The following is a 23,695-nucleotide window of genomic DNA, read 5'->3' on the forward strand; positions in this document are numbered from 1 at the left end:
CCTTGTTGTATACGTGTAATCTTGTAATAGTTATGACTCGATAGGTCTCTGTGCGTACACATGAATGTAGCGACCTAACGAGATAAATGGTTCCTGACGGCAGAGCTTCTGCTCCATCGCCACCACCTGTTCAAAGGTGAACTCGCCCGTTCTTGTGTCTTTCATATAGTCATGGAACGTGCGGACACCACTTTTCCCCAAAATATTAAAACCAGCCTCTTCAATCCATGTGTAAACATCTTCCGGTTGAAGACCTTTTTGAGGCTGGAGTTTGAAACGTTTTCTGTGCGGCATGCCTTCTTCTACATGGGTCAAATTGCCGCATATTAAATTCTTAAACAGCAATCCATTTTGGTTGTAGAACATGACCGACGCAACACCGCCCGGCTTAACTTGTGACAGTACGACATCCAGTGCTTCACGTGGATCTGCCAGCCATTCCATCACTGCATGAAAAAGCATCAAATCGAATGGTTTATCAACATGCTGTGCGATTTCCTGCGCAGGCGCGTGGACGAAGCGATATTGCGGCAGAAGGCCTGCTTCTTCGATATCTTTTTCCGCCAGTTCGAGCATCTGTGAAGAAAGATCACACAAGGTGACTTTGTGTCCACGATGTGCAATTTGTTGCGATAGCTGCGCTAAACCGCCTCCAGCGTCCAAAATGTCTAATGGACTGGATTCACCCAAGCGGCTAAGTATTGATACGAGATCTTGCCAAACAACGGCTTGGCGGATTTCTCCCTTGCCCGAGCCATAAATGTTTTTAACAAATTTGTGGGCAATGTCGTCGAAATTTCTATCCCCTGTCACAGTGCCTTCGTTATCATTGTCTGCTAAGGGGTTTATTTTCGCATAAGCCTGCCGTTAATAAAGGTCTGATGCACTTTCTGGCCCCTGTTTGACTATATTTCGGGCGACATTTCATGTTTGAACTAAAAAAACTTATATCAACTTTACTGATGCCCTTGCCTGCGCTACTGCTTATTGGATTCTTCGGTCTCTTTTTGATCTGGTTTACCCAGCGCAAAGGCTTCGGTTCGTTCCTCGTTTTTGTTTCGCTGCTGTTAATGACATTGGTTTCTTTTCAACCGTTCACTTCCTCACTTCTCATGAGGCTGGAACGTCAATATGAGCCCTTCTTGCCAACAGAAGAGCCTGTCGACTATGTGATGGTTCTGGGTCACGGACATGTCGTTGATGATGAGATTCCGCCAACGTCAGAATTGTCACGTGTTGCACTGATGCGTCTTGCTGAAGGCATCCGAATTCACTTCATGTATCCGACTTCAAAATTGATCCTTTCTGGCTATGACGGTGGATATGAAGTGAGCCATGCGCGAATGCTGGCAAGGGTTGCGATGGCGCTGGGTGTCAACAAGAACAACATCCTGTTACTTGAGACCGCGAAAGACACCTGGGAAGAAGCTTTCCAAGCCGCTTCTGTTGTTGGTGATAGTAATCTTGTGCTGGTGACATCAGCGAACCACATGCCACGTGCAATGTATGAATTCGAGAATGCGGGCTTGAACCCAATTCCAGCACCAACCAACTTCATGGCGCAGAAAGAGATTCACCAACCGTGGATCAAGTACGGCCCTCGTGCGCAGTACCTTGAGCAGTTCGAACGTTACTGGCACGAAAACCTTGGCCAGCTTTGGCAACGCCTACGGGACAAAGTTGCGCAACAGGAAGCGGTCCTTCAAGGTGACCCTGTTACCTCTCCGGAGCAAAACAAAGATGCTGTGATGGAAGATATCGAAGAGCTGGATCAGGCCATCAATCCCAATGCAGATAATCTGGCTCCAGCCAATTAGCACGCTTTTTGAATCGGAAATAAAAACGCCCTGACTGAGTCAGGGCGTTTTTTTCTATTAGTAATAAGATTATTGAGCGGCAATCAGCTTGCGCACCACTTCAAGATCTTCAGGGGTATCAACACCCGCTGGCGGCGCTTCAATAGCAACATCCACATGGATTTTCTCGCCATACCAAAGCACACGAAGCTGTTCCAAACATTCGATATACTCAATGGGGCTTGGTGCCCAGTTGATGTAGGTATTGATAAAGCCAGCACGGTAACCATAGATGCCAATATGACGCTTCAGGTTGTGATGAATTTCAGCAGGAGCCTTGGCAAAGTTATCGCGATCCCATGGAATCGTTGCGCGGCTAAAATACAATGCGTAACCGTCTTTATCAGTAACGACTTTTACGGCATTTGGATTGAACACTTCTTCCGCATGGTCGATATTCACAGCCAGTGTCGACATTGGCGCTTCACTGCGGGCTAAGTTCTCTGCCACCTGACGAATCACGCTTGGTGGGATCAGTGGTTCATCACCTTGAACATTCACGATGATTTCATCAGCAGTCAATCTGTATTTCTCAACCACTTCCGCCAAGCGCTCAGTGCCCGATTGGTGATCTTCGCGCGTCATACATACTTCACCACCGAAGGCATTGGCTGCATCAACAATGCGTTGATCGTCAGTCGCAATGATGACTTTGTCTGCGCCTGACTTCATTGCCTGTTCATAAACCCATTGGATCATCGGCTTGCCACCGATATCAACCAGAGGTTTTGCAGGTAGGCGGCTCGACGCATAACGCGCCGGGATCACCACGGTGAATTTCATTGTTTAACCTCGTCAGAAGACATTTCGCGTGCTTCTGTTGTCAGCATGACTGGAATACCTTCGCGGATTGGATAAGCCAAGCGGTCGAATTTACATACCAACTCGTTATTTTCTTTGTTGTAGTTGAGCTTTCCCTTACAAGCAGGGCAAGCAACGATTTCAAGCAGTCGGTGATCCATATCCATCCTTCACTTTCATGATTTTGTTCAAAATGTTGGCCGTATCTGTGTCGCTAAACGCAGCGTCAACAGGCAGATACCACCAATTTTCAATGTCTGGGTACTGGCTGATAAAGGCGCGGCATTTCACTGCGTCTTTTTCCGTCATCAGCAAATTCTGACCTTTCTTCGCCAATGCGTCCAATTGTGCGTATTCGAATGCTTTGTGGTCAGCAAACGGCTCACAATGCACTGGTTTAACACCAAGAGAGACCAAAGTATTAAAAAAGCGCTGTGGGTTCCCGATTCCCGCAAGAGCCACAGGCGAATTGATTGAATCAGCAGAAGCACGTTCGCCTGTTTTCAGGTTGATAAACTCAGCCGGCTTCAGCGACATCGCGATTTCATCCGCTTCTGCTTCACCGCCGTTGCATACAACGAAATCAACACTGCCCAAGCGATCGGTCTGCTCACGTAGCGGGCCAAATGGCATGTATTGTTCGTTACCAAAACGGCGCTCACCATCAACGATAACGAATTCAATATCTCGCGCCAGTTTGTAATGCTGAAGGCCATCGTCAGTGATGACGATATCTACGCCCAATGGCAACAGCGCCTTTACGGCATCACTACGAACAGGTGAGATAGCGACAGGCACTTTGGTGCGTTGGTAAATTAAAACAGGCTCATCCCCTGCTTTGTCGGTGTTGGTACTGTCGTCAACGACAAACGGATAGCTTTCAGCCTTGCCGCCATAGCCTCGAGAAACCACGCCAGGGTTGAAACCTTTGGCTTTCAATTGCTCCACCAGCCAAATGACCACGGGGGTTTTACCATTGCCGCCCACCGTGATGTTACCAACAACGATCACAGGAACTGGCGCCTGATAGGCACCACTGGTGCCAGCTAAAAATGCTGCGCGACGTTTTTTCGCAATCGCGCCAAACAACTTGCTCAGCGGCCACAAAAGTGGCGCGCCAATCCAACCTAGCGGGTGGTTTTCAAACCAGATTTTTTCGACCAAACCCGCCAAGCGTTATTCTCCAAACTGGATACGATGGAGCTGTGCGTATGCACCATCTTTGGCGAGCAAGTCGGCGTGAGTGCCACGTTCAACGATCTCACCTTCATCGACAACCAGAATTTGATCAGCGTTTTCAATGGTCGACAGTCGGTGCGCAATCACCAGCACTGTACGGTCTTTTTGCAGCTCGTCCAGCGCAGCCTGGATAGCACGCTCTGACTCTGTATCCAACGCAGAGGTTGCTTCATCGAGAATCAGCACTGGCGCATTACGCAGTAAAGCGCGGGCAATAGCGATACGTTGGCGCTGTCCACCGGAAAGGCTTACACCATTTTCACCGATCACAGTGTCAAAGCCTTTATCCATGTTGCGGATAAAGTCTGACGCGTAAGCCAAGTCTGCTGCGCGTTCAATCTCTTCGCGGGTGTACTCGTTCTCAGCCGCGTAAGCAATGTTATTAGCGATGGTGTCGTTAAACAGGTGCACGTTTTGAGAAACAATCGCGACATGATCACGCAGATTCCCCAAGGTGTAATCCTGAATCTTAACGCCATCAATGGTAATTTCACCGCTGTCGATTTCGTAGAAACGGGTGAGCAAGTTGGCAATGGTACTCTTACCTGAACCGGAGCGTCCTACCAACGCCAGTGTCTGCCCGGCTGGCAAATCAAAGGTCACGTGATTAAGTGCTGGCGCATCTTTGGTTGGGTAAGTGAAGACAACGTCGTTGACTTTGATATCACCTTTCACGCGCTCGGCAACGTGTTTACCGTTGTCTTTTTCGGTTTCCATTTCCATCAGTTCAAAAAGGCTGTTACACGCAGCCATACCGCGCTGGAACTGTGAGGTTACATTGGTCAGCGCTTTCAGTGGACGCATCAGACCAAACATGGCAGCAAAAACCACGGCAAAAGTACCAGCACTCAGCTCGCTGCGAATTGCGTCTGTGTTTGCCAAAACAAGCACTGCAACCAAAGCAAAAGACGCGATCAGCTGAATCACTGGGTTAGCAATCGCCTGCGCAGACACCAGCTTCATGGTTTGTTGACGCATGCGGTTTGAAACATCTTCAAAACGAGCTTTTTCTACTTCCTGTCCGCCAAAGCTCAATACCACTTTGTGGCCTTTTAGCATTTGTTCTGCAGATGAGGTCACCGAACCCATCGCTTCCTGCATGTTGGACGAAATTTTACGGAAGCGTTTGGAGACAACACGGATTGCAATCGCTACGATTGGGGCGATAACCAAAAGAATCGCCGAAAGCTGCCAACTGTTGTAAAACATCAAGATCATCAAGCCGATAATCGACGCACCTTCGCGCACCAGACTGACTAAAGCACCACTGGTGGCATTAGCAACCTGCTCTGAATCATAGGTGATACGGGACAGTAGCGCTCCTGAAGATTCTTTGTCGAAGAAGCTGACCGGCATCTTCATGAAATGGTTAAACATGCGGCGTCGCATGGTCATCACGACTTTACCGGACACCCATGAAAGCCCATACGCAGAAACGAAGCTCGACAATCCACGCACCAACATCAAGCCAACGAGATATACAGGCATCCATTTAAGGAAATCGCTGTCTACGACGTCATAGGTAAAGCCTTCATCAAGAAGAGGCTTCAGCATAGATACCATCAAGGTATCCGCAGCAGCGTTAACAATCAGCGCGATAACAGCAACTACCAGGCCTATTTTATAGTTGGCGATGTATGGCCAAAGTTGCTTGAAGGTTTCCCAGGTGGTTTTGTCTTGGTAGTTTGATGACATGTTATTGGCTTATATTCTTGCAAGTAGCGGGCATTCTACTCTTTTATTGGGGGTGGTCCAAACATCTTCCTATACCAAAAAGGCTCGATATCAAGACGTTGGCTACTAACCCGCCAACCCTTGTCTGAGAAATGTACACCCACTTGGCCATGTTGTCCGGTTTCATACCAAGAAATCTTGCGCTCGCCATACCTCTTGACCACATCTGGGTTTGGCAAATTCCATGGCGTGTAACGACCTGTCGATGCGATAGCCACGCTCGGATTAACTGCATCAATAAAACCCACAGAGGATGATGTTTTGCTGCCGTGATGTGGAACCAACAGCACGTCAGCACTGACATCAATCTCATTTTTGACAAGCCGTAACTCCTGCTCTTTGGGTAAGTCTCCCGTCAGCAAAACTGAATAGTTTTCGTCTGAGATGCGCACAACGCAAGAATCTTCGTTTTTTGCCTCTTCAGTCACTTCGTTAGGATATAACACCTCGAAGTTCAGTGATTGCCATTGCCAGTCTGCGCCGCGGACACAAGGAATATAGCCACCACCAGCTTCAGGCGTTCTCACCCAATCTGGCGACAGATTTTCGATAACCCAATCCGCGCCACCAGAGTGATCATTGTCTCCATGACTGAGAATCAACCCGGTTAATTTGCTGTTTCTAGAGGAAAGAATAGGCTCGATCACGGATTGCGCGATACTGCCTGAAGACCATGCAGCGCCTGTGTCATAGAGGATTGCTTCGCCATTCTTTTCGACCAGCACTGCCAGTCCGTGTCCAACATCAAGAACATCAACCTGCCATTCGTTTGACTTCTCAGTAGAAGCACGCCAGCCCACCAAACTAAGGATCATCACCATAGAAAGCACTTGGAATTTTCGAAATGTTCCCAGAGATAGCAAATACAGCATCAGGACAAGGATAAGAACAAAACTCAAGGAAGTGCTTTGAATATCCCACCACCCGATATCGGCATGGTTTAACATCTGACGGATTGGCCAAAGTGAATAATCGGCGAGACGCCATAACCATGCCGCGCTAAATACTGAACTCGCCAGAAGCGAGAGTAATATGAATGGTACCGTCAGCAGACTCACGATGGGCACCGCAATCAGATTGCAGAGTAAAGAAAGGAAACTGACTCCCCCGAACCAAGCCCATGTCAGAGGTAACATACCGACAATGAGATAACACTGCATGCGAAACAACTGGATGACGTAATTCAACGAACCTTGCGACTCCCCTCTGCCAGTCGTAAACGTCATGACGCAAAGCACCATCACCGCACCAAAAGAAAGCCAGAAACTGACGGAGAAGACCGACAGCGGGTCAATAAGTAGTACGACGCCCAGCACGAACAAAAAGGTATTGAATGGACTGATGCTAAAACCCGATTGTCGAATCGCCATGAAAACGACTAAAGCAATGAGCGCCCTTTGAGCCGTTAATGAAAAGCCCGCCAACCAAGCATAGGTGATAGCACACCCCAAACCTGCCAGTACGGAAAGCCAGAGATATCTATCTGACCGACTAAGCAGCGGCATGCAACTTTTAGTTACACTGTAACCAAAGAAGAACGCCAAGCCGATATGAAGACCCGAGATAGCCAGAAGGTGTGCCAAGCCTGTGTTCCTTAGCGTCATCCAATCATGGCTGGTTAACATTGTCCTTTCACCAAACGCGAGTGCAACCAAAAGTGCGCTGTTTTCGAACGGAAGGACTTGAGGAAGTACCCGGTCAAATAGCCACTGCCTGGCGGATATCCCTTCGTCAATCAGATTTGCAGAAAGCACGCTGCCTTTAGCATGAATATGCTTTGAGAGGAAATAGGTTTCAGCATCGAACCCTGCCTCATTTACCCGGCCATATGGTTCGCGAATTCGAACAGAGAGCTCCCATTGTTGCCCTTGTTTTACGGGAGATTCACTGCGCCAATAAAGTCGGGCGCGGAATTTCTCAAAAACGGTCAATTTGCGCCCATTCACCGAATCGACATCAAAGATTACATTTGTTTGCTGATTTTCCCCTGTAAAAAGGCTGCCAACTTTGCCCGCTATGGTAGTATTCTGAACCACTGTCAAAGCGGTACTGGTTTTAAACAAATGCAGTGACGCTGCGCTGGACGCCACCAGACAGCCAAGGGTGAGACCAATAACAAACAGAGGAACGCGTTTGTATTGGACAAGGATGACAGCGAGAAGCCCAAGCATTAATGTGGGTTCCGGGAGCGCTGGCCACCATCTAAGCGAGACAATAGCCACCACGATGCCGAGCATGATTCTCATATCGGTAGTCGTTTCGTGTGAAATGAAGATCTATGCCAAGAAAAATAATTAAAAAATTTCTCCCCAGACACGACGTCATTCGCAAGCAAAAGGCGTTGGCGGTCTTTGGCAACCTGCTTTATGACCCTAACCTCTGGTGCTTGAACCGTCGTTCTGCGTCTGGTGCATTTGCCGTTGGCCTGTTTATGGCATTCGTGCCGCTTCCGAGCCAGATGATCATGGCAGTTGGACTTGCCATCATGTTTGGCGTGAACCTGCCCCTTTCTGTTGCGCTGGTTTGGATCACCAACCCCATTACCATGCCATTGATATTCTGGGGAGCTTACAAAGTTGGAACATGGTTGATGGGTACGCCCGACTACCACTTCCACTTTGAACTGACTTGGGATTTCCTGTTCAATCAAATGAGCCAGATTGGGCCTCCTTTCCTGCTGGGTTCCTTCGTTTGCGGCGTGGTGTTTGGGCTTATCGGGTATTTCGGTGTCAGGGGTATTTGGCGATATTCGGTGGTCAGAAGCTGGCAAAAGCGCCGCTTACGTCTGCCCAAGATCAAAGCGCTAAAGAAGAAAAAAACCAAAACTGACAGCTAGAAAACAAAAACAGATACATAAAAAATACCCCGCAAAAGCGGGGTATTTTTTTATTCTGATTCGTGCTGCGAGCTTATACACACCCTTCTCACATTAGGATGTAATCGCGCATTTTATCACCGTTACCTTGCGCTCAATACGGCAGCGGGTTGCAACTTGCAGGCACGCTGAGCGGGATACCAGGTAGCTAGAAGACTCAACACAATCGCTGTAACGGATACCAGCAATACATCCGCCATCTGAAGTTGAGTTGGCAGGAAATCGACAAAGTAAATATCACCTGAGAGAAAGTCCTGCCCAGTCAGAGTTTCAATCCAGCCAACAATCGTCGTCAGATTCAATGCAATCAAACAGCCTGCAATCGAACCCATCAGGCTGCCAATCAACCCCGAAAGAAAGCCGTGCCAGATAAAAATGGAGCGGATCAGACCATCTTTTGCACCCATCGTACGCAGCACCGCCACATCTGCTGCTCGGTCTTTCACTGCCATCATCAAGGTAGACACAATATTGAAGCAGGCCACGCCGATGACTAACACCATCACCAGATACATAATCGCGCGTACCATTTGGATATCGCGATAAAGGAAACCGTATTCCTGCGTCCAGTTTTTTAGGTACACATAATCTTTGAGCGTATACCCCACTTCACGAACGATCTTGCGCGCTTCAAGCGGGTCTTTGACTCTCAGTGCAACGCCTGAAACCGCATCACCCATATCAAGGTATTGCTGTGCATCTTGAATCGGCACAAGTGCCAGGCCATGATCAATCTGGCCCCCCAAGCTCAGCACACCAGAAACCTGCATGCGTATACGTTGGGGAGCACGCAGCTTTAACTCGGGATCCGGCGAAGGCACCAATGCCGTCACCCAATCTCCGACTTCAACACCCAAACCATCTGCCATGCCTTTACCCAGCACCACAGCATGATTTCCAGGAGTGAGTGTCGACCAGGCGTTATCAAGCACGTAATCACCGATATTGCTGACGCGCACTTCCTGTTCGGGGTCGATACCGCGGATTTGCACCGGCTTTAAGTTGGCTCCTTTTTCCAACAAGGCCGTGAACGTCACGTAAGGTGCCCCAGCAGAAACCCAAGGATTGGCCTCAGCCGTTTCTTTCATTTCCTTCCACGCTTCAACTGGCGCTTCAACGCCTTCCAGTTGGGCATGGGGAATCACTGCCAGCACGCGGTTATTCAATTCGCGTTCAAAGCCGTTCATGGCCGATAAACCAACAATGATGACCATGACGCCAACAGAGATACCAATCATGGAAGATACTGAGATGAAGGACACCAGCTTATTGCGCCGTTTGGCTTTGCTGAATCTGCGCCCGATAAACAGCGCTAAAGAATCCATCATGATGCCACGGCCTCAGCGGTCGATTCCACAAACTGACCATCCAGCATCGAAAGCTGACGATCCAGTTTCTGCGCAAGCTCACGGTCGTGAGTCACCACCAAAAACGCGGTATTGAATTCCTTGTTCAGCTCACGCATCAGATCATAAATATCCAATGCGGTTTTATGGTCGAGGTTACCGGTTGGTTCATCCGCCAAGACCAAAGCTGGACGATTAACTACAGCACGGGCAATCGCCACACGCTGACGCTCACCGCCGGACAGCTCTGACGGACGATGTTCACCACGATGACCCATGCCTACCGCTTCCAACATTTCCATCGCGCGACGCTTCGCTTCGGCAGGCTTCTCACCGCCAATCATCAGCGGCATGGCCACATTTTCTACAGCGGTAAAATCAGCGAGAAGGTGGTGGAACTGATAAATAAAACCAATGCTTTGATTTCGCAGTGTCGCCTGCTCTGAGGCTCGCATTTTCATCAGGTTTTTGTCTTCAAAAAACACATCACCTTCGGTCAGCGTATCCAGCGCGCCAAGGATATGAAGTAACGTACTTTTACCCGACCCCGACGCACCGACGATCGCTACCAGTTCGCCTTTTTCAATCGAGAAGGACACGCCTTTCAATACGTGAGTTTCCAACTCCCCTTCCTGATAAGTTTTAGTGACGTTGGAACAGGCTAATAATGCATTACTCATAGCGAAGCGCCTCGGCTGGACGAACAGAAGCCGCCTTTAACGACGGAAACAGGGTGGCAATAAGACTTAGTGCTATCGCACCAATCACGACAGAAAGCACTTGCTCAGGCTTCAGAACTACTGGCAATGACAATCCGCCTCCCAGCAAGCTTAGGTTGAATAACGCCATCACTTCATTGATGTTTAGCGCAAGCACAGAGCCCGCAACACCGCCCAGCAGTGCACCAATTACACCGCTGCTCGCGCCTTGGACAACGAATAACGCGACGATACCGTTATGATTCATACCTTGGGTTTTGAGAATGGCGACTTCAGATTGCTTCTCCATCACCACCATAATCAGAGCAGAAATGATGTTAAAAGCAGCGACCAGAATGATCAGGCTTAGCATCAATCCCATCATGTTCTTTTCCATTTTTACTGCCTGAAAAAGCTCACCACGCAGTGCGCGCCAATCTGACCACTCATACCCCATGCTTTCTGCGACTTTTTCCAGTGTTGGCACATTGAAAGGTTCTTCAACGAAAAGCCTTAAATCTGCTGGCTGAGATCGGGGAAGACGCATAAGGCGCGCCACATCATTGAGGTTACCAAACATCAGTTGGTTATCGACATCGGTCGCCGTGTCGTAGATGCCTGTCACTGTAAAATTACGTTGGGAAGGAATACGTCCTACCGGGGTGAATTGGCTGGCACTGGTGATCATCACTCGGACCTTATCGCCCACTGAAACATCCAAATCACGGGCAGTTTTTCTACCCAGAACCAGATTGTAACTACCTGGCGTCAGTGAATCGAAATCACCGCGTACCATAAATTCACGGATTGGCTCACGCGCGCCGACATCCACACCAAGCAACTTACCGGCCGAAATAGACTTCGGACTCTGTACCACGGAATCTGTGCTGACGACAGGCGCTGTTCCTGTCACGCCATCAAGCTTTGCCAACGTGTTAACATCAGGTGCATGCTGGGCATCGCCCGCCACAATGGCTTGTGGAATCACGCCAAGAATACGGTGCTTTAATTGGCCTTCAAAGCCGTTCATCACAGAAAGTACGGTCACCAGCGCCATCACACCAATGGTGATACCCGCAGTCGACATATAAGAGACGAAACGGCCGAATTTATCGCCGGATCGCCCTCTCAGATAACGTAGCCCTATAAACACCGGTAAAGGGTGAAACATAAAATGAGATCTCAAATCGTTGTTTAGTGGTATACCAAACACATAGCAATCTTTGGCAAGAAGAATACCTTTAAGGTCAGCTAATTGCCACGAAACCACGTGTAGAACGCAGTAATCAGATGCTTTTTCAGACTAAACGTTCCGAAATTTAAACAACCTGAAGTATCGAGCTTGTCTAAGTGCTGTGAAAATAAACACTTCTTCAACAGGCTGATTGGGTAAATCGTGCCACTACGGGTATAATCAATAGCACTACAGGGTTTTAGGAATACAAATGAGCCAGGACGAATACTTTTCCGTACATGCGCACCTCAAGATCAATGTTGAGGTCCTTGATAATGATGAGCATGTACCTTCTGAAGCCGAGTTTGGCCGTGAAATTCCTGTCGCTTTTCGCATCGCAAGCGAATGTGGAGATCTCGACAGTAGTGTTGAGAAAGAAATTCATACTCTCCACCATGATGACAGCCAGGCGCTGACAAAATTCCTGCAAGCACAAAACCAGAAAATCAACTTGCTGCTCGGCTTCATGCTATCGCAACAAGATGACCCTAAACTCCGCTATCAAACAGAAACTTTCGGTGCGAGTAGCCTTACCTTCATTGCACGAAAAGCTTTCGAGAAAGGTCAGCATCTGCGATTGAAGCTCTTTCTTGAGAACCCGCCATCTGCTATCTACTGCTACGGTAGCGTCTACGGTTGCAAAGAAAAGAACGGTAAGTTTGCTGTCGGCGTGAAATATATCCGCCTTCAGGAAGAAGACAGAGACGTGTTAATCCGCGCAGCGCTTCACCAACAGCAAAAACTGCTCCGTCAACGCGCATTGGAAAGAAACAGCTAAGCCCCAGAATTCATGACTAACAACGCATTATTTGATTTACCTGCTCCTGAAAAAGCAGGAGACACCCGCGTCATCGCTAATCTGATCGGCGCCTCTCTACCCCTGACGGTTGCTACCCTTGCCGAACAGCAGAGCCGGTTTATTTTAATGGTGGTGCAGGATAACCAAACCGCCCTCAAGCTTCAGCCAGAGATTCAGCAGTTTACCGGCCGAGAGTGTCATGTTTTCCCAGACTGGGAGACCCTGCCCTACGATAATTTCTCGCCGCACCAGGATATTATTTCTGACCGCATCGCGAGCTTGTATCAATTACCGCAGCAAACCAATGGTATCTTGCTGATCCCAGTCAGCACGTTGATGCAGCGTGTTATGCCGCATTCGTTCTTGGTTCAGCATGCGTTGATGCTGCGGAAAGGCGATTTGCTGTCACTGGAAAAACTGCGTTACCAGCTAGAGCTTTCAGGTTACCGTCATGTTGACCAAGTCATCGAGCATGGTGAATACGCAAGCCGTGGATCGATTCTCGACTTGTTCCCTATGGGTTCAAACCAGCCTTATCGTATTGACTTTTTTGATGATGAAGTAGATACCATCCGCGAATTTGACCCAGAAAACCAGCGCTCAACGCAAGAACTGGACAGCATCAACCTGTTGCCTGCTCACGAATTCCCGACTGACGATGACGCAGTTGAGCAATTCCGTGGGCGCTGGCGTGAACGGTTTGAAGCGCGTCGCGAACCAGAGTCTATCTACCAACAGGTCAGTAAGAAAACCTGGCCGGCCGGTATCGAGTACTGGCAACCCCTGTTCTTTGATGAAACAGAAACCCTGTTCGACTACTTGCCAAAGAACACCTTGGTACTGACAAAAGGTGATGTGGAATCTGCCGCGAAGCAATTTCTGAGCGATGCGGATTACCGCTATGACCAGCGCCGTGTTGATCCACTTCGCCCGTTGCTGCCACCAAACGAAATCTGGCAAAACGTTGATGAGCTGTTTGGTGCATTCAAGAACTACCCACGCATCAAGGTTCAAATCGACTCAACGGAAGATAAAGTAGGCAGAAGCAACGCGCCCATTACTCCACTTCCAGAACTGACCGTTAATCAGAAGCTCAAAGAACCACTGGGCGCGCTGCGACAATTTACTGAAGAGTTTTCCGGCAAAATCATTTTCTCAGTAGAGACCGAAGGTCGCCGCGAAGCCATGCTGGACCTGCTGGCACGCATCAAAATTCGCCCAATGGTTTGTGGGTCACTCAATGAAGCATTCGATACACCCACCAATTTCGCTATGGTTGTCGGCCCAGCTGAAATCGGCTTCCAATGCGAAAGCCCTTCGTTTGCGCTGATTTGTGAAAGCAACCTGCTTGGCGAGCGCGTTGTTCAGCAACGTCGTCGTGACAATAAAAAAGCCACGACTAACTCCGACACCATTATCCGTAATCTGGCGGAACTCCAGATTGGACAGCCTGTTGTTCACCTTGAGCATGGTGTTGGCCGCTACCTTGGTCTGCAAACCTTGGAAGCCGGTGGCATTACCACTGAATATGTCACTCTCGAGTATCAACAAGGTTCAAAACTGTATGTACCTGTTGCTTCACTGCACTTGATCAGTCGCTACAGTGGTGGCGCTGAAGAAACCGCGCCGCTGCACAAGCTTGGTGGTGAAGCTTGGGAGAAAGCCCGTAAGCTCGCGGCAGAAAAAGTCCGCGATGTGGCAGCAGAACTGCTCGATGTTTACGCCAAGCGCGCCACCAAACCGGGCTTTGCGTTCAAACATGACAGAGAGGCTTACCTCGACTTCTGCGCAGGCTTCCCATTTGAAGAAACCGCCGATCAGAAACAGGCGATTAATGCCGTGCTGTCTGACATGTGCCAGCCAATAGCAATGGATCGCCTTGTTTGTGGTGACGTGGGCTTTGGTAAAACCGAAGTGGCGATGCGTGCCACTTTCCTTGCGGTGAATAACAGCAAGCAGGTGGCAGTGTTGGTGCCGACTACCCTGCTCGCCCAACAGCATTTTGAAAACTTCCGCGACCGTTTTGCTAACCTGCCAGTGCGTGTTGAAGTACTTTCCCGCTTTAAGTCCGCGAAAGAGCAAAAGCAAATTCTGGCAGACAGCGCAGAAGGTAAAGTCGACATTCTTATCGGTACCCACAAGCTGCTGCAAAACGATGTGAAGTTCCACGATCTAGGTTTGTTGATTGTCGATGAAGAACACAGATTCGGCGTGCGCCAGAAAGAGAAAGTGAAAGCAATGCGTGCGGACGTTGACATCCTAACGCTCACCGCAACGCCAATTCCGCGAACCCTGAATATGGCCATGAGCGGTATGCGCGACCTTTCAATTATCGCCACACCGCCTTCTCGCCGACTGGCGATAAAAACCTTTGTTCGAGAGCGCGAGAAATCACTGATCCGTGAAGCACTGCTCCGTGAAATCATGCGTGGTGGTCAGGTTTACTTCCTGCACAACGACATTGATTCGATTGAAAAGACTGCTGATGAATTGGCAGAGCTGGTGCCTGAAGCACGTATTACTGTGGCACACGGTCAGATGCGTGAGCGCGAACTGGAACGCATCATGTCTGATTTCTATCATCAGCGTTTTAACGTGTTGGTGTGTACCACCATCATTGAGACCGGTATAGACGTTCCGACGGCTAACACCATCATCATGGATCGCGCAGACCACCTTGGTCTTGCTCAGCTTCATCAGCTTCGTGGCCGTGTCGGTCGCTCGCATCATCAGGCTTACGCCTATTTGTTAACCCCTCACCCAAAACGCATGACCAAAGATGCCGTCAAACGTCTTGAAGCCATTGCTTCGCTGGAAGATTTGGGCGCAGGCTTTACGTTGGCGACCCACGATTTAGAGATCCGAGGTGCAGGTGAACTGCTGGGTGATGAGCAAAGTGGTCAGATTCAGTCGATTGGTTTCACCTTGTATATGGAAATGTTGGAACAAGCCGTTGAAGCATTGAAAGAAGGCAAAGAACCATCACTTGACGATCTTCTTAATCAACAGACAGATGTAGAGCTCCGACTTCCGGCATTATTACCCGACAGCTACATCCCGGATGTCAATACGCGCCTGTCACTGTACAAACGTATTGCGGGAACCAAATCTTCCGATGATATCGAAGAGTTGCGCGTTGAATTGATTGATCGCTTCGGCTTACTGCCTGATGCAGCGAATAATTTGCTCAAAGTACAGCAGCTCAAACTGGATGCAGCGAAACTGGGCGTACGTAAGATCGACGCACACGACAAAGGCGGTGTGATCGAGTTTACTCAAAACGCCCAAATTGATCCCGGCTTCCTGGTGGGTCTGTTACAATCCCACCCAAGCCGTTATCGTTTCGAAGGACCAACCAAACTCAAAATCGTCGAATCGCTCACTGATCGCCGTGAGCGGGTTGAGTTTATCGAAACATTATTAAACCAATTTGCCGAGAATTTATTGGTTGCCTAGAACAAGGCAACTGGCTTTTAAAACGGAGTAATGCTTTGAAAAAGCTGATTATCCTGCTGCTGTGTGTCATTAGCTGGCCTTCTTTCGCAGAACGTTGGTTTGACGTTGAAGTGATCGTATTCAAGCGCAACCAGAGTCCTGATGCTGTTCAGGAAAACTGGCCGGATGCGCAGCCGGACATCAACCTCAGTGGTGCTGTCTCAGTATTCGATAAAGAAACACTTGCAAGTCGCGGTCTGCAACTTTTACCGAAAAGCCAATGGCAGCTGAACGCTGAGTATAACCGACTGGCTAACCATGCTGGGTTCAAACCTTTGGCTCACGTTGCTTGGCGCCAAAACGATGGTGGTCGTGGCGCAATGCCAAAACTGCGCTTTACCGCAGGTCGTAACTTTGGTGATAGCTTCTACACCGATGGCACATCAAAAGATGCCCCTTTGCTGGCCAGTGAGTCTGCACCAGATGGATATCAGCCAACAGACAAAGTCAGCGGCCCAATGTATGAGCTGGATGGCTTTATTCGTGTGTACGTTCAGCACTACCTGTTCATTGAAACCGACCTTGCTCTTCGTGAGCCAGGCGAGCGTAAAGTGCTGAAGGAAGTTCAGGCTGTTCCGGTTCCTATTGATAACCAAGCGGCAACCGAAGTGGAAGGCATCACTGCTGAAGGCTCAGATATTGCTGCGGTAACTGAAGGTAGTGCACTGACTGGGCTTCAAAAGCTGGAACGCACTTACTCAGTGGAAAAATACCTCAACTCTTATGCTTTCGAGCAAAAACGCCGTATGAGAAGCGGTGAAATCCATTATCTGGATCACCCACTGATGGGTCTGATTATTCAGGTTACCCGAGTCGAATAAACGCTAAGGTAAATCAGAATTTTCTATAGCGCCCTCATTTGAGGGCGTTGTTTTTTCCAGAATTTTAACCAAAACTATAAAAACACCAACACGTTAGGCTAACGATGCAAGCAAACCTCGAATTCCAAACCGAACGTCTGATTCTCCGCGCTCTCAAGCAGGTGGACGTCTTACCTCTGCAAAAAGCGATTTCGGAGTCTGCTGACACGATAAGTCCATGGTTGGATTGGTGTCATGAAGGGTTCGACGAAATAGACGCTGAAGCATGGATAAATCGTAGCCGTCAGGGTTGGTTAACTGGTACAAGCTTTGAATTGGCAGCATTTGAAATCGAAACCGGTGAACTCGTCGGTTGTGTCTACGTTTCCAGTATCGACAGCGTCGCCAATATGGCAAACCTCGGATACTGGATTGCGACTAAATTCCAGAGCAGAGGATACGCTTTGGAAGCCGCGGAAGTGGCAGCTACCCTCGCCTTTGGACACCTGTTGTTGACCCGGCTGGAATTAGTGATGGATCCTGCCAACGAAACCAGCATCCGAATTGCAGAAAAGCTCCGCGCAACCTTTGAGTGCCGTGCACGAAATCGCTACATGTATGATGGTGAGGCGCGCGAAGGCCTTGTATACAGCCTGACTCCTGACGATATCCTCTGTTGAAACCTAGGGGCTGTTGATCTTTGGTGGTTAAATTTTGTTCTCGCTATAAGCGTTTTTAGGCGCGGCGAGGTGTGTGCCGCCTAGTCAATCTAAGCAAATACACCTCAACAAAGCATAAAACGCTTAGAGTACGGGACGCGCAGTCGAACCCTTCGGGCAGCGTTTGTGGGGAATTTCTGCTGCGTTATCGGCTTCTCATGTAGGCTAGCTACACATCGAAGCCTCTGCCTTGCATAAAATCCCCACAAACTGCTGCAAAAATCATCACCAAAGGTCAACAGCCCCTAGTGTCTTCTCGTGGAAATATGTGAAACAAACCCATGAACATACAGTATTTATTGAGCAGCCTCCAAGTAAAACCCCAGTCATCGAACTGTCATAAATTCTAAAAGTAACCGTAACAGCCGTCCTTATAATCAACTCTATTAACAATTAACTGACTAGAAGTAATGTTCTCCAGAAATCTTCACTGGATCGTGTTCGTTGTTGGTACAGTTGCAGCTTTGTGCAGCGGTTTCGCTGTTTATCAAATCGACGAAAAGCGTCAACAGAGTGCCTTCAACACACTGATTGAGCAACGTCTAAAGGGCTTGGAAAAAGCGCTTCACTCTTTCCACGAGTTGCAGCTTTCCGCGCAGCTTTACTTCCAGACCGACAAAACCCTGAGTAAGAGGAAATTTCAACAGTTTCTTGCCAGCCGCACCCGCGAAGAATCCGGCATTCATTCGGTATTTTGGCTTCCAAAAGTCTTTAAAGACTACATCAAGGACTTTGAAAACCGGGTTGTGAGAAATGAAGGTGGCACTTACAACGGCTATCAAACCTATCCTCAGCCCGATTATCAATGCTCTTGGGCATTAAGCGATTATGCTTTTCCTGTGTTGTATGTTTCTCCTCAGAACCAAGTGGAGAACTATATTGGCTGGCGAGCAGAGTCACAATGTCAGTTTGCTCATGCTATGGAGCGTGCATTTTTCCAGCGAAAACCTGAAGCCAGCTTTTTTGATGAAGAAGGCACCCACGGTATTCGCTTGTTTTCAGCTGTGATCCTCAATGATGAATTGAGGGGCTATCTGGTCACCTCCATCTACTTCGACAGTTTTTTTTCTGCGATCTGGCCTAACTACAGCACTCTGAATGATCTCCAGATTTCACTCAGACCCGAATTCAGCAGCAATGAAGACAAAGACGCTTTACTGTTCCAATCACTGCCTAACAAAGAAATAGACAGCGAGAATACATTTACTACGGAACACCTAATCAGGATTCCCGGCAGTGAAGAAGGTGTATGGTTAACGTTTACTTCGGGGGAAAATCACCTTTTCAGTTACCGCTACAGTTTGGTGATGACGGTATTGGGCTTCTTGCTCACCATCGCCACCAGTTTCTGCATATGGTCATACTCCAGCCGACTTACGCTGGCTAACCAATTGGTCAAAGAACAGACCAAGAAGCTGCGCTTTCAGGCTTATCATGACAACCTCACCTCACTAAGCAACCGCCTTGCTCTTGAAAAACGCTTAGAGAAAGAGCAGTCGAGGCTAAGGAATGTAGAGAGTTTTGGATTCTCGATTCTCTTTATTGATTTAGACAGGTTTAAAAATGTTAATGATTCTCTGGGGCATCTTGTTGGAGACAAACTCTTGCAATCCGTCGCCGATCGACTGTTCTTGGCTACTCAAACTCCAAACAGAGTGTTCCGTTTTGGAGGTGATGAGTTTGTCGTTTGTCTTGCAGATGTGATCACACAGGAAGGTGCGTACAGAAGCGCCAACGTTTACCTTGATGCGATTAACCAACCTTATCTTATTGATGGTCATGACATTCAAATTGGCGCAAGCGTAGGTATTTCAACCATCAGAGATCATGGCTTTACCCTTTTGGACATTATCCAACAAGCGGATATCGCCATGTACCATGCAAAAGAAAGTGGTGCTTCGGTTACCTTTTTTCACAGTGATATGCTGGAGAAAGCCCAACAGCGTTTCAACATAGAGCAAGATTTGGGTTATGCGCTTGAGCTCAACCAACTGTCGTTAGTATACCAACCTATTTGCAAAGGCGAAAATGTACTCCATTTCGAATCTCTGCTTCGCTGGCAGCACCCAGAAATTGGTGCCATATCTCCTATGACATTCATCCCTATCGCAGAAGACACAAATCAAATTCACATCATTGGACGCTGGGTACTAGCCCAAGTTTGCCAGCTACTTGGATACTGGCAAGCGCAGTCCAACGACTTCAATTACCCAGGGATCACGGTCAATGTCTCTGCGAAACAATTAGTTTCTCCTGCTTTCATCAGTTTCGTTGAAACACTTATCAAGCAGAATAACATTACGCCTTACAAGCTAGGGTTAGAAATCACCGAATCAACATTAATGGAAGATGAACAAGCCAGTGCACAGGCTTTGCAGTCATTAAGAAAAGCAGGAGTCAGGCTCTATCTGGATGACTTTGGGACTGGCTACTCTTCACTGTCACTTTTAGGCGAGTATGTCTTTGATGTGATTAAAATTGATCGTCACTTTATCACCAATGTGACCGATTCAGACAAAAGCTCAACCAAGCTTTGTGCTGCAATGATTCAGTTGGCAAGAACGCTCGAAATGGATGTTGTTGCAGAAGGTGTAGAAACCGAAGAGCAGTTGGAATGGTTAACCCATCAAGGTGACGTTTCAATTCAGGGTTACCTGAAATCGCGCCCGTTGCCGGTTGAAGACCTTATCCACTGGCACCCCGCATGTAAGATGCCTAAACGCCTTGAAGGGCGGCATGAGACACCTAAGGTCACTGCGCCATTCTTGTTAAAACCGAATTTGGCTCAGGCATAATAAAAGCTGCCATTCGGCAGCTTATTGCTCTCTGGGTTCTGAAATTAATGCAGTTTCAGGGAAGGGCGAAGCACGCGGTTAATACGGCTCACCACTATCATCAGACCTGTTTTAATTACGCCGTGCAAAGCGATCTGGTGCATGCGATAAAGTGAGATGTAAACCACCCGCGCCAGACGGCCTTCCACCATCATCGAACCGCGGGTCAGGTTACCCATTAAGCTACCAACTGTAGAGAAACGACTCAGTGAAACCAATGAGCCGTGGTCCTTGTAGATGTAAGGCTTAAGTTCACGGTCAGTGACTTTCGCTACGATGTTTGAGAAACAACGACTAGCCATCTGGTGAGCAGACTGCGCACGAGGCGGAACCATAGTACCGTCTGGTTGCTCGCAAGCTGCACAATCACCAATAACGAAGATGTCTTCGTCGCGGGTAGCTTGCAGTGTTGATTTCACCACTAACTGGTTAATGTGGTTTGTTTCAAGACCGGCAATATCTTTCAGGAAATCAGGCGCCTTGATACCCGCCGCCCACACTATGATTTGTGCAGGGATCTTGTCACCATCTTTGGTTACCAAACCATCTTCTTCCGCTTTGACAACCATAGTTGCAGTACGAACATTCACACCCAGCTTAATCAGTTCCTGCTGTGCCGCGCCAGAAATACGTGGAGGCAAAGCTGGAAGAATACGCTCGCCTGCTTCAACCAAAGTTACGTTAAGCTTGGAGCTATCCAGATCCTGGAAGCCGTAGTTGTGAAGCTCTTTAATAGCATTGTGCAGTTCTGCAGAAAGCTCGACGCCCGTCGCACCACCACCCACTATCGCTATATCAACCTTACCATTTCCGGATTTCGCATGCAGTTTCAGGAACTCGTTATTCATTTCGTTGCGGAAACGGCGGGCCTGTTCTGGGCTGTCCAGGAATATACAGTTATCGCGGACACCTTCAGTGTTAAAGTCATTGGAGGTTGAACCGATTGCCATAACCAGAATGTCATAACTCAACTCACGCTCAGGCATCAGTAATTCGCCGTCTTCGTCGTCGTGCAACGCCGCCAGTTTGATGGTTTTGTTGTCACGGTCAATACCAGACAAGCTGCCGAGTTGGAAATCGAAATAGTGATTTTTTGCGTGTGCGCGATAGCTGATTGCATCTACGCCTTCGTCAAGAGAACCGGTAGCAACTTCATGTAGAAGAGGCTTCCAGAGATGACTTGCTTTACGATCGACAAGAGTGACCTTGGCGCGTCCTTTACGTCCAAGAGTGCGTCCTAGTTTGGTTGCCAATTCAAGGCCGCCGGCACCGCCACCGATTACAATAATTTTGGTCACGATTAATTCCTCACCATGATTTAAATACGAAAAAATTGGGCTACACCCCACGATGAAGAGATCGCGTGATGAAAGAAAATGTGTTTAAACAACCTTCGTATTCCGTCGGTTATAAATATCGTTTGGAGAGGTAAAGATCTTTTGTTTTCAACGTTATAAACGTGCATTTTGTATTTGAGTATTTGTCGCACGCTGACACCTGCATTTTTATGACATGGTGCTCATTTTTTTTGAAACCATTATACAGGTCACTTGATCTCAATCAATTTATATATCTCTAAATGAAGCGAAAACATGTGAGACTGATGAGAAAAGAGCACCAGACTTGACAACTGATGCTCTTTAACCGCGTAGACGAAATGTTATGTATCTTTGAACGCTTTCATTGCCTGCAGGTGATGGGAGATACTTTTGAACTTATGCATCTGTGTGTCGTCCCAGACGATGTCATAATACGGGCTCAACACTTCTTCGGAACGGGTGTTATCCAAGATTTCATCTTCTTTTGACAATACCACCATACAACGGCCAGCGTTTTTGGTTCGGAAGCTCTCAACACATTTGGTCGCAATATCAGCATACTCCTCAGGACGATCGATTCGGCCTTCCATATTTTCCTGTGGGAACAGGTTCGGATTGAATATCACCTGCTTGATACCACTGAGAAAGCCGATGCGCTCGGACCAGAAACCGCCAAGCCCTACGCCACAAATTAGCGGAGACTTGTCGTCTGACATTTCCATTTGTTTGCTCACTTCTTTGAGAAGGTGCTGCATATCGTGCTTAGGATGAAGTGTGCTGTAGTTGATAAAGCGAACGTCTGGGTCAATAAACTGAAGTTGCATGACCTTTTCGTGGTTTCCCGGGCTGTTTGAGTCAAAGCCGTGAAGATAAATAATCACTAAAAGTCCCTCTCACTCGTTGCTGGTTTACCCAGCTTTTAATCTTTTCCCAAGCTAACCGCATTAAATGGCATTGAACCGAAAAACCAGCGGGTTCAAGAAACTTGGTACAGAAATACTAACATTCAATCACCCACATTATTAAGGGTTAAGGCAGAAAGACGGAAGCGGCTCAAGGTTTTGAGACGAATAGGCGATTATCAGGCCACACTAGTTCAGAACAGCAGTAATGTCTTCGCTGTAAGAGGCAAGCTTTTTACGCATCGTGGTTCGTTGCTTCTCTGACAGATGACGATCCAGGCGCTGCAACAACTCGTAACGCCTAGCTAAATACAGTGCCATATCGTTTTCATATTGCTCACTTTGGAAAGCAATCAGATGGGCAAAATAGGCATTAATACGGTCACCAAGGTCTGAGGTATAACGATCCATCAAAATCCCCTCTAGCTCAGTCATCAGTTCGTCGCGAATCGAGTAAAATACTGGGCGCATTCCAATTTGGTAACCCGCCATCTCTAGAAACTGCTTCTTCTGTTTAGCATTAACCGAATCCACCCAGAATTCGGCCCGCTCGACTAAACGCTCCTGCCGGCGCACCCGCTGCTCGTCTTCACTGCCTTCATTGGCTTCCTTGATCGCTTCTTCGATATTTTTGTTGACCATATCGAGCCAAATCTGCGCCTGCTCATCACTCATCGATGAAATCAAATTCACCAGAGTTGGTGTCAGCCCTTCCAACGAGCCCTTGATACGAGCGTTAACGAGGTGGTGATAGTCGCCAATCCGGGAGTAAGACATAGGCTTTGCCATATCAGCTTCAAGTTTGTTTAGCAGGGCCTGAATTTTGGGCAGCTCGTTTTGACGATGCCATTCATGAAACTTTTCCAAGTCTGCATCAAGCTGCTTTTGCTGTGCTGGTGTGGTATCGATGTAGTCGGAAAGGTAATAATCAATCCAAAAAGGAAGAGTGTTATACGCAAACTGGTTAGTGCAGGCAGAAAGCAGAAACACGGCGACCAGTGACAAGAAAAAATGTCTAACTGAAGATTTACCGAGTTTCATTTC

The 23,695-nt window shown here is 48.1% G+C and carries 19 protein-coding genes; 7 read left to right on the top strand and 12 right to left on the bottom strand.

The features are described from left to right. Nucleotides 1-30: 30 nt before the first annotated feature. Nucleotides 31-813, bottom strand: a complete 783-nt coding sequence (gene cmoM / locus GMA8713_RS10400) for a tRNA uridine 5-oxyacetic acid(34) methyltransferase CmoM (protein ID WP_062708946.1) — start codon at nt 811-813, stop codon at nt 31-33. A gap of 113 nt (nt 814-926) precedes the next feature. On the opposite strand from cmoM, the gene elyC reads away from it, so the two are divergent. After that, nucleotides 927-1,817: an envelope biogenesis factor ElyC gene (elyC, locus tag GMA8713_RS10405; protein ID WP_062708949.1), complete on the top strand. Its 891-nt coding sequence runs from the start codon at nt 927-929 to the stop codon at nt 1,815-1,817. Nucleotides 1,818-1,886: 69 nt separating this feature from the next. Here elyC and kdsB read toward each other — a convergent pair whose 3' ends face one another. Genes kdsB through GMA8713_RS10430 form a run of 5 tightly spaced genes read right to left on the bottom strand, consistent with a single transcriptional unit; the run spans nt 1,887 to nt 7,876 of the window. Continuing rightward, nucleotides 1,887-2,639, bottom strand: a complete 753-nt coding sequence (gene kdsB, locus GMA8713_RS10410; RefSeq protein WP_062708952.1) for a 3-deoxy-manno-octulosonate cytidylyltransferase — start codon at nt 2,637-2,639, stop codon at nt 1,887-1,889. Next, nucleotides 2,636-2,818: a Trm112 family protein gene (locus GMA8713_RS10415; RefSeq protein ID WP_002540511.1), complete on the bottom strand. Its 183-nt coding sequence runs from the start codon at nt 2,816-2,818 to the stop codon at nt 2,636-2,638. Before GMA8713_RS10415 ends, kdsB begins: the two co-directional genes overlap by 4 nt. Beyond that, nucleotides 2,799-3,830, bottom strand: a complete 1,032-nt coding sequence (gene lpxK, locus GMA8713_RS10420; RefSeq protein WP_062708955.1) for a tetraacyldisaccharide 4'-kinase — start codon at nt 3,828-3,830, stop codon at nt 2,799-2,801. The genes GMA8713_RS10415 and lpxK overlap by 20 nt, the downstream gene beginning before the upstream one ends. Nucleotides 3,831-3,833: 3 nt before the next feature. Further along, the gene (msbA, locus tag GMA8713_RS10425) at nt 3,834-5,591 is read right to left on the bottom strand and encodes a lipid A ABC transporter ATP-binding protein/permease MsbA (protein WP_062708958.1); all 1,758 of its coding nucleotides are present in this window, start codon (nt 5,589-5,591) and stop codon (nt 3,834-3,836) included. Between the two features lie 35 nt (nt 5,592-5,626). Further along, complete coding sequence (locus tag GMA8713_RS10430; RefSeq protein ID WP_062708962.1) at nt 5,627-7,876, bottom strand: DNA internalization-related competence protein ComEC/Rec2; 2,250 nt, start codon at nt 7,874-7,876, stop codon at nt 5,627-5,629. A 32-nt stretch (nt 7,877-7,908) separates the two neighbouring features. Between GMA8713_RS10430 and GMA8713_RS10435 the strand changes: the two genes are divergently transcribed. Beyond that, nucleotides 7,909-8,466 (top strand): DUF2062 domain-containing protein, encoded by a 558-nt coding sequence (locus tag GMA8713_RS10435; protein ID WP_062708965.1) that lies wholly within the window; start codon nt 7,909-7,911, stop codon nt 8,464-8,466. Nucleotides 8,467-8,588: 122 nt separating this feature from the next. Here the strand turns inward: GMA8713_RS10435 and lolE are convergent, their stop codons facing one another. From lolE to lolC, 3 genes are read right to left on the bottom strand one after another with little or no spacing between them, the layout of a single operon-like run. Beyond that, entirely contained in the window at nt 8,589-9,833 is a 1,245-nt protein-coding gene (gene lolE / locus GMA8713_RS10440; protein ID WP_062708968.1) for a lipoprotein-releasing ABC transporter permease subunit LolE, read from the bottom strand. Beyond that, nucleotides 9,830-10,531: a lipoprotein-releasing ABC transporter ATP-binding protein LolD gene (gene lolD / locus GMA8713_RS10445; RefSeq protein ID WP_062708971.1), complete on the bottom strand. Its 702-nt coding sequence runs from the start codon at nt 10,529-10,531 to the stop codon at nt 9,830-9,832. Before lolD ends, lolE begins: the two co-directional genes overlap by 4 nt. Then, the gene (gene lolC, locus GMA8713_RS10450) at nt 10,524-11,720 is read right to left on the bottom strand and encodes a lipoprotein-releasing ABC transporter permease subunit LolC (protein WP_062708974.1); all 1,197 of its coding nucleotides are present in this window, start codon (nt 11,718-11,720) and stop codon (nt 10,524-10,526) included. The genes lolD and lolC overlap by 8 nt, the downstream gene beginning before the upstream one ends. Nucleotides 11,721-11,994: 274 nt before the next feature. On the opposite strand from lolC, the gene GMA8713_RS10455 reads away from it, so the two are divergent. The 5 genes from GMA8713_RS10455 to GMA8713_RS10475 all read left to right on the top strand — a co-directional run bounded on the left by GMA8713_RS10455 (nt 11,995) and on the right by GMA8713_RS10475 (nt 20,391). Next, nucleotides 11,995-12,561 carry a PilZ domain-containing protein gene (locus GMA8713_RS10455; RefSeq protein ID WP_062708978.1) on the top strand — a complete coding sequence of 189 codons (567 nt, stop codon included), beginning with the start codon at nt 11,995-11,997 and terminating at the stop codon, nt 12,559-12,561. 12 nt (nt 12,562-12,573) lie between these two features. After that, nucleotides 12,574-16,038 (top strand): transcription-repair coupling factor, encoded by a 3,465-nt coding sequence (gene mfd / locus GMA8713_RS10460; RefSeq protein WP_062708981.1) that lies wholly within the window; start codon nt 12,574-12,576, stop codon nt 16,036-16,038. Nucleotides 16,039-16,073: 35 nt separating this feature from the next. Continuing rightward, complete coding sequence (locus tag GMA8713_RS10465; protein WP_062708984.1) at nt 16,074-16,898, top strand: peptidoglycan binding protein CsiV; 825 nt, start codon at nt 16,074-16,076, stop codon at nt 16,896-16,898. 104 nt (nt 16,899-17,002) lie between these two features. Then, nucleotides 17,003-17,557 (top strand): GNAT family N-acetyltransferase, encoded by a 555-nt coding sequence (locus tag GMA8713_RS10470; protein WP_062708997.1) that lies wholly within the window; start codon nt 17,003-17,005, stop codon nt 17,555-17,557. Between the two features lie 449 nt (nt 17,558-18,006). Next, nucleotides 18,007-20,391, top strand: coding sequence for a bifunctional diguanylate cyclase/phosphodiesterase (locus tag GMA8713_RS10475; RefSeq protein ID WP_062709000.1), 2,385 nt, complete (start codon nt 18,007-18,009; stop codon nt 20,389-20,391). A gap of 44 nt (nt 20,392-20,435) precedes the next feature. Here GMA8713_RS10475 and GMA8713_RS10480 read toward each other — a convergent pair whose 3' ends face one another. The 3 genes from GMA8713_RS10480 to GMA8713_RS10490 form a co-directional block, all read right to left on the bottom strand. After that, entirely contained in the window at nt 20,436-21,728 is a 1,293-nt protein-coding gene (locus GMA8713_RS10480; protein WP_062709003.1) for an NAD(P)/FAD-dependent oxidoreductase, read from the bottom strand. A gap of 362 nt (nt 21,729-22,090) precedes the next feature. Continuing rightward, on the bottom strand, nt 22,091-22,630 hold the full coding sequence (gene ycfP / locus GMA8713_RS10485; protein ID WP_062709006.1) for an alpha/beta hydrolase YcfP: 540 nt from the start codon (nt 22,628-22,630) through the stop codon (nt 22,091-22,093). Nucleotides 22,631-22,840: 210 nt separating this feature from the next. Continuing rightward, nucleotides 22,841-23,692 carry a DUF6279 family lipoprotein gene (locus GMA8713_RS10490; protein WP_062709008.1) on the bottom strand — a complete coding sequence of 284 codons (852 nt, stop codon included), beginning with the start codon at nt 23,690-23,692 and terminating at the stop codon, nt 22,841-22,843. Nucleotides 23,693-23,695: the final 3 nt, after the last annotated feature.

This window comes from Grimontia marina, from assembly GCF_900060185.1.
Taxonomy (GTDB): domain Bacteria; phylum Pseudomonadota; class Gammaproteobacteria; order Enterobacterales; family Vibrionaceae; genus Enterovibrio; species Enterovibrio marinus.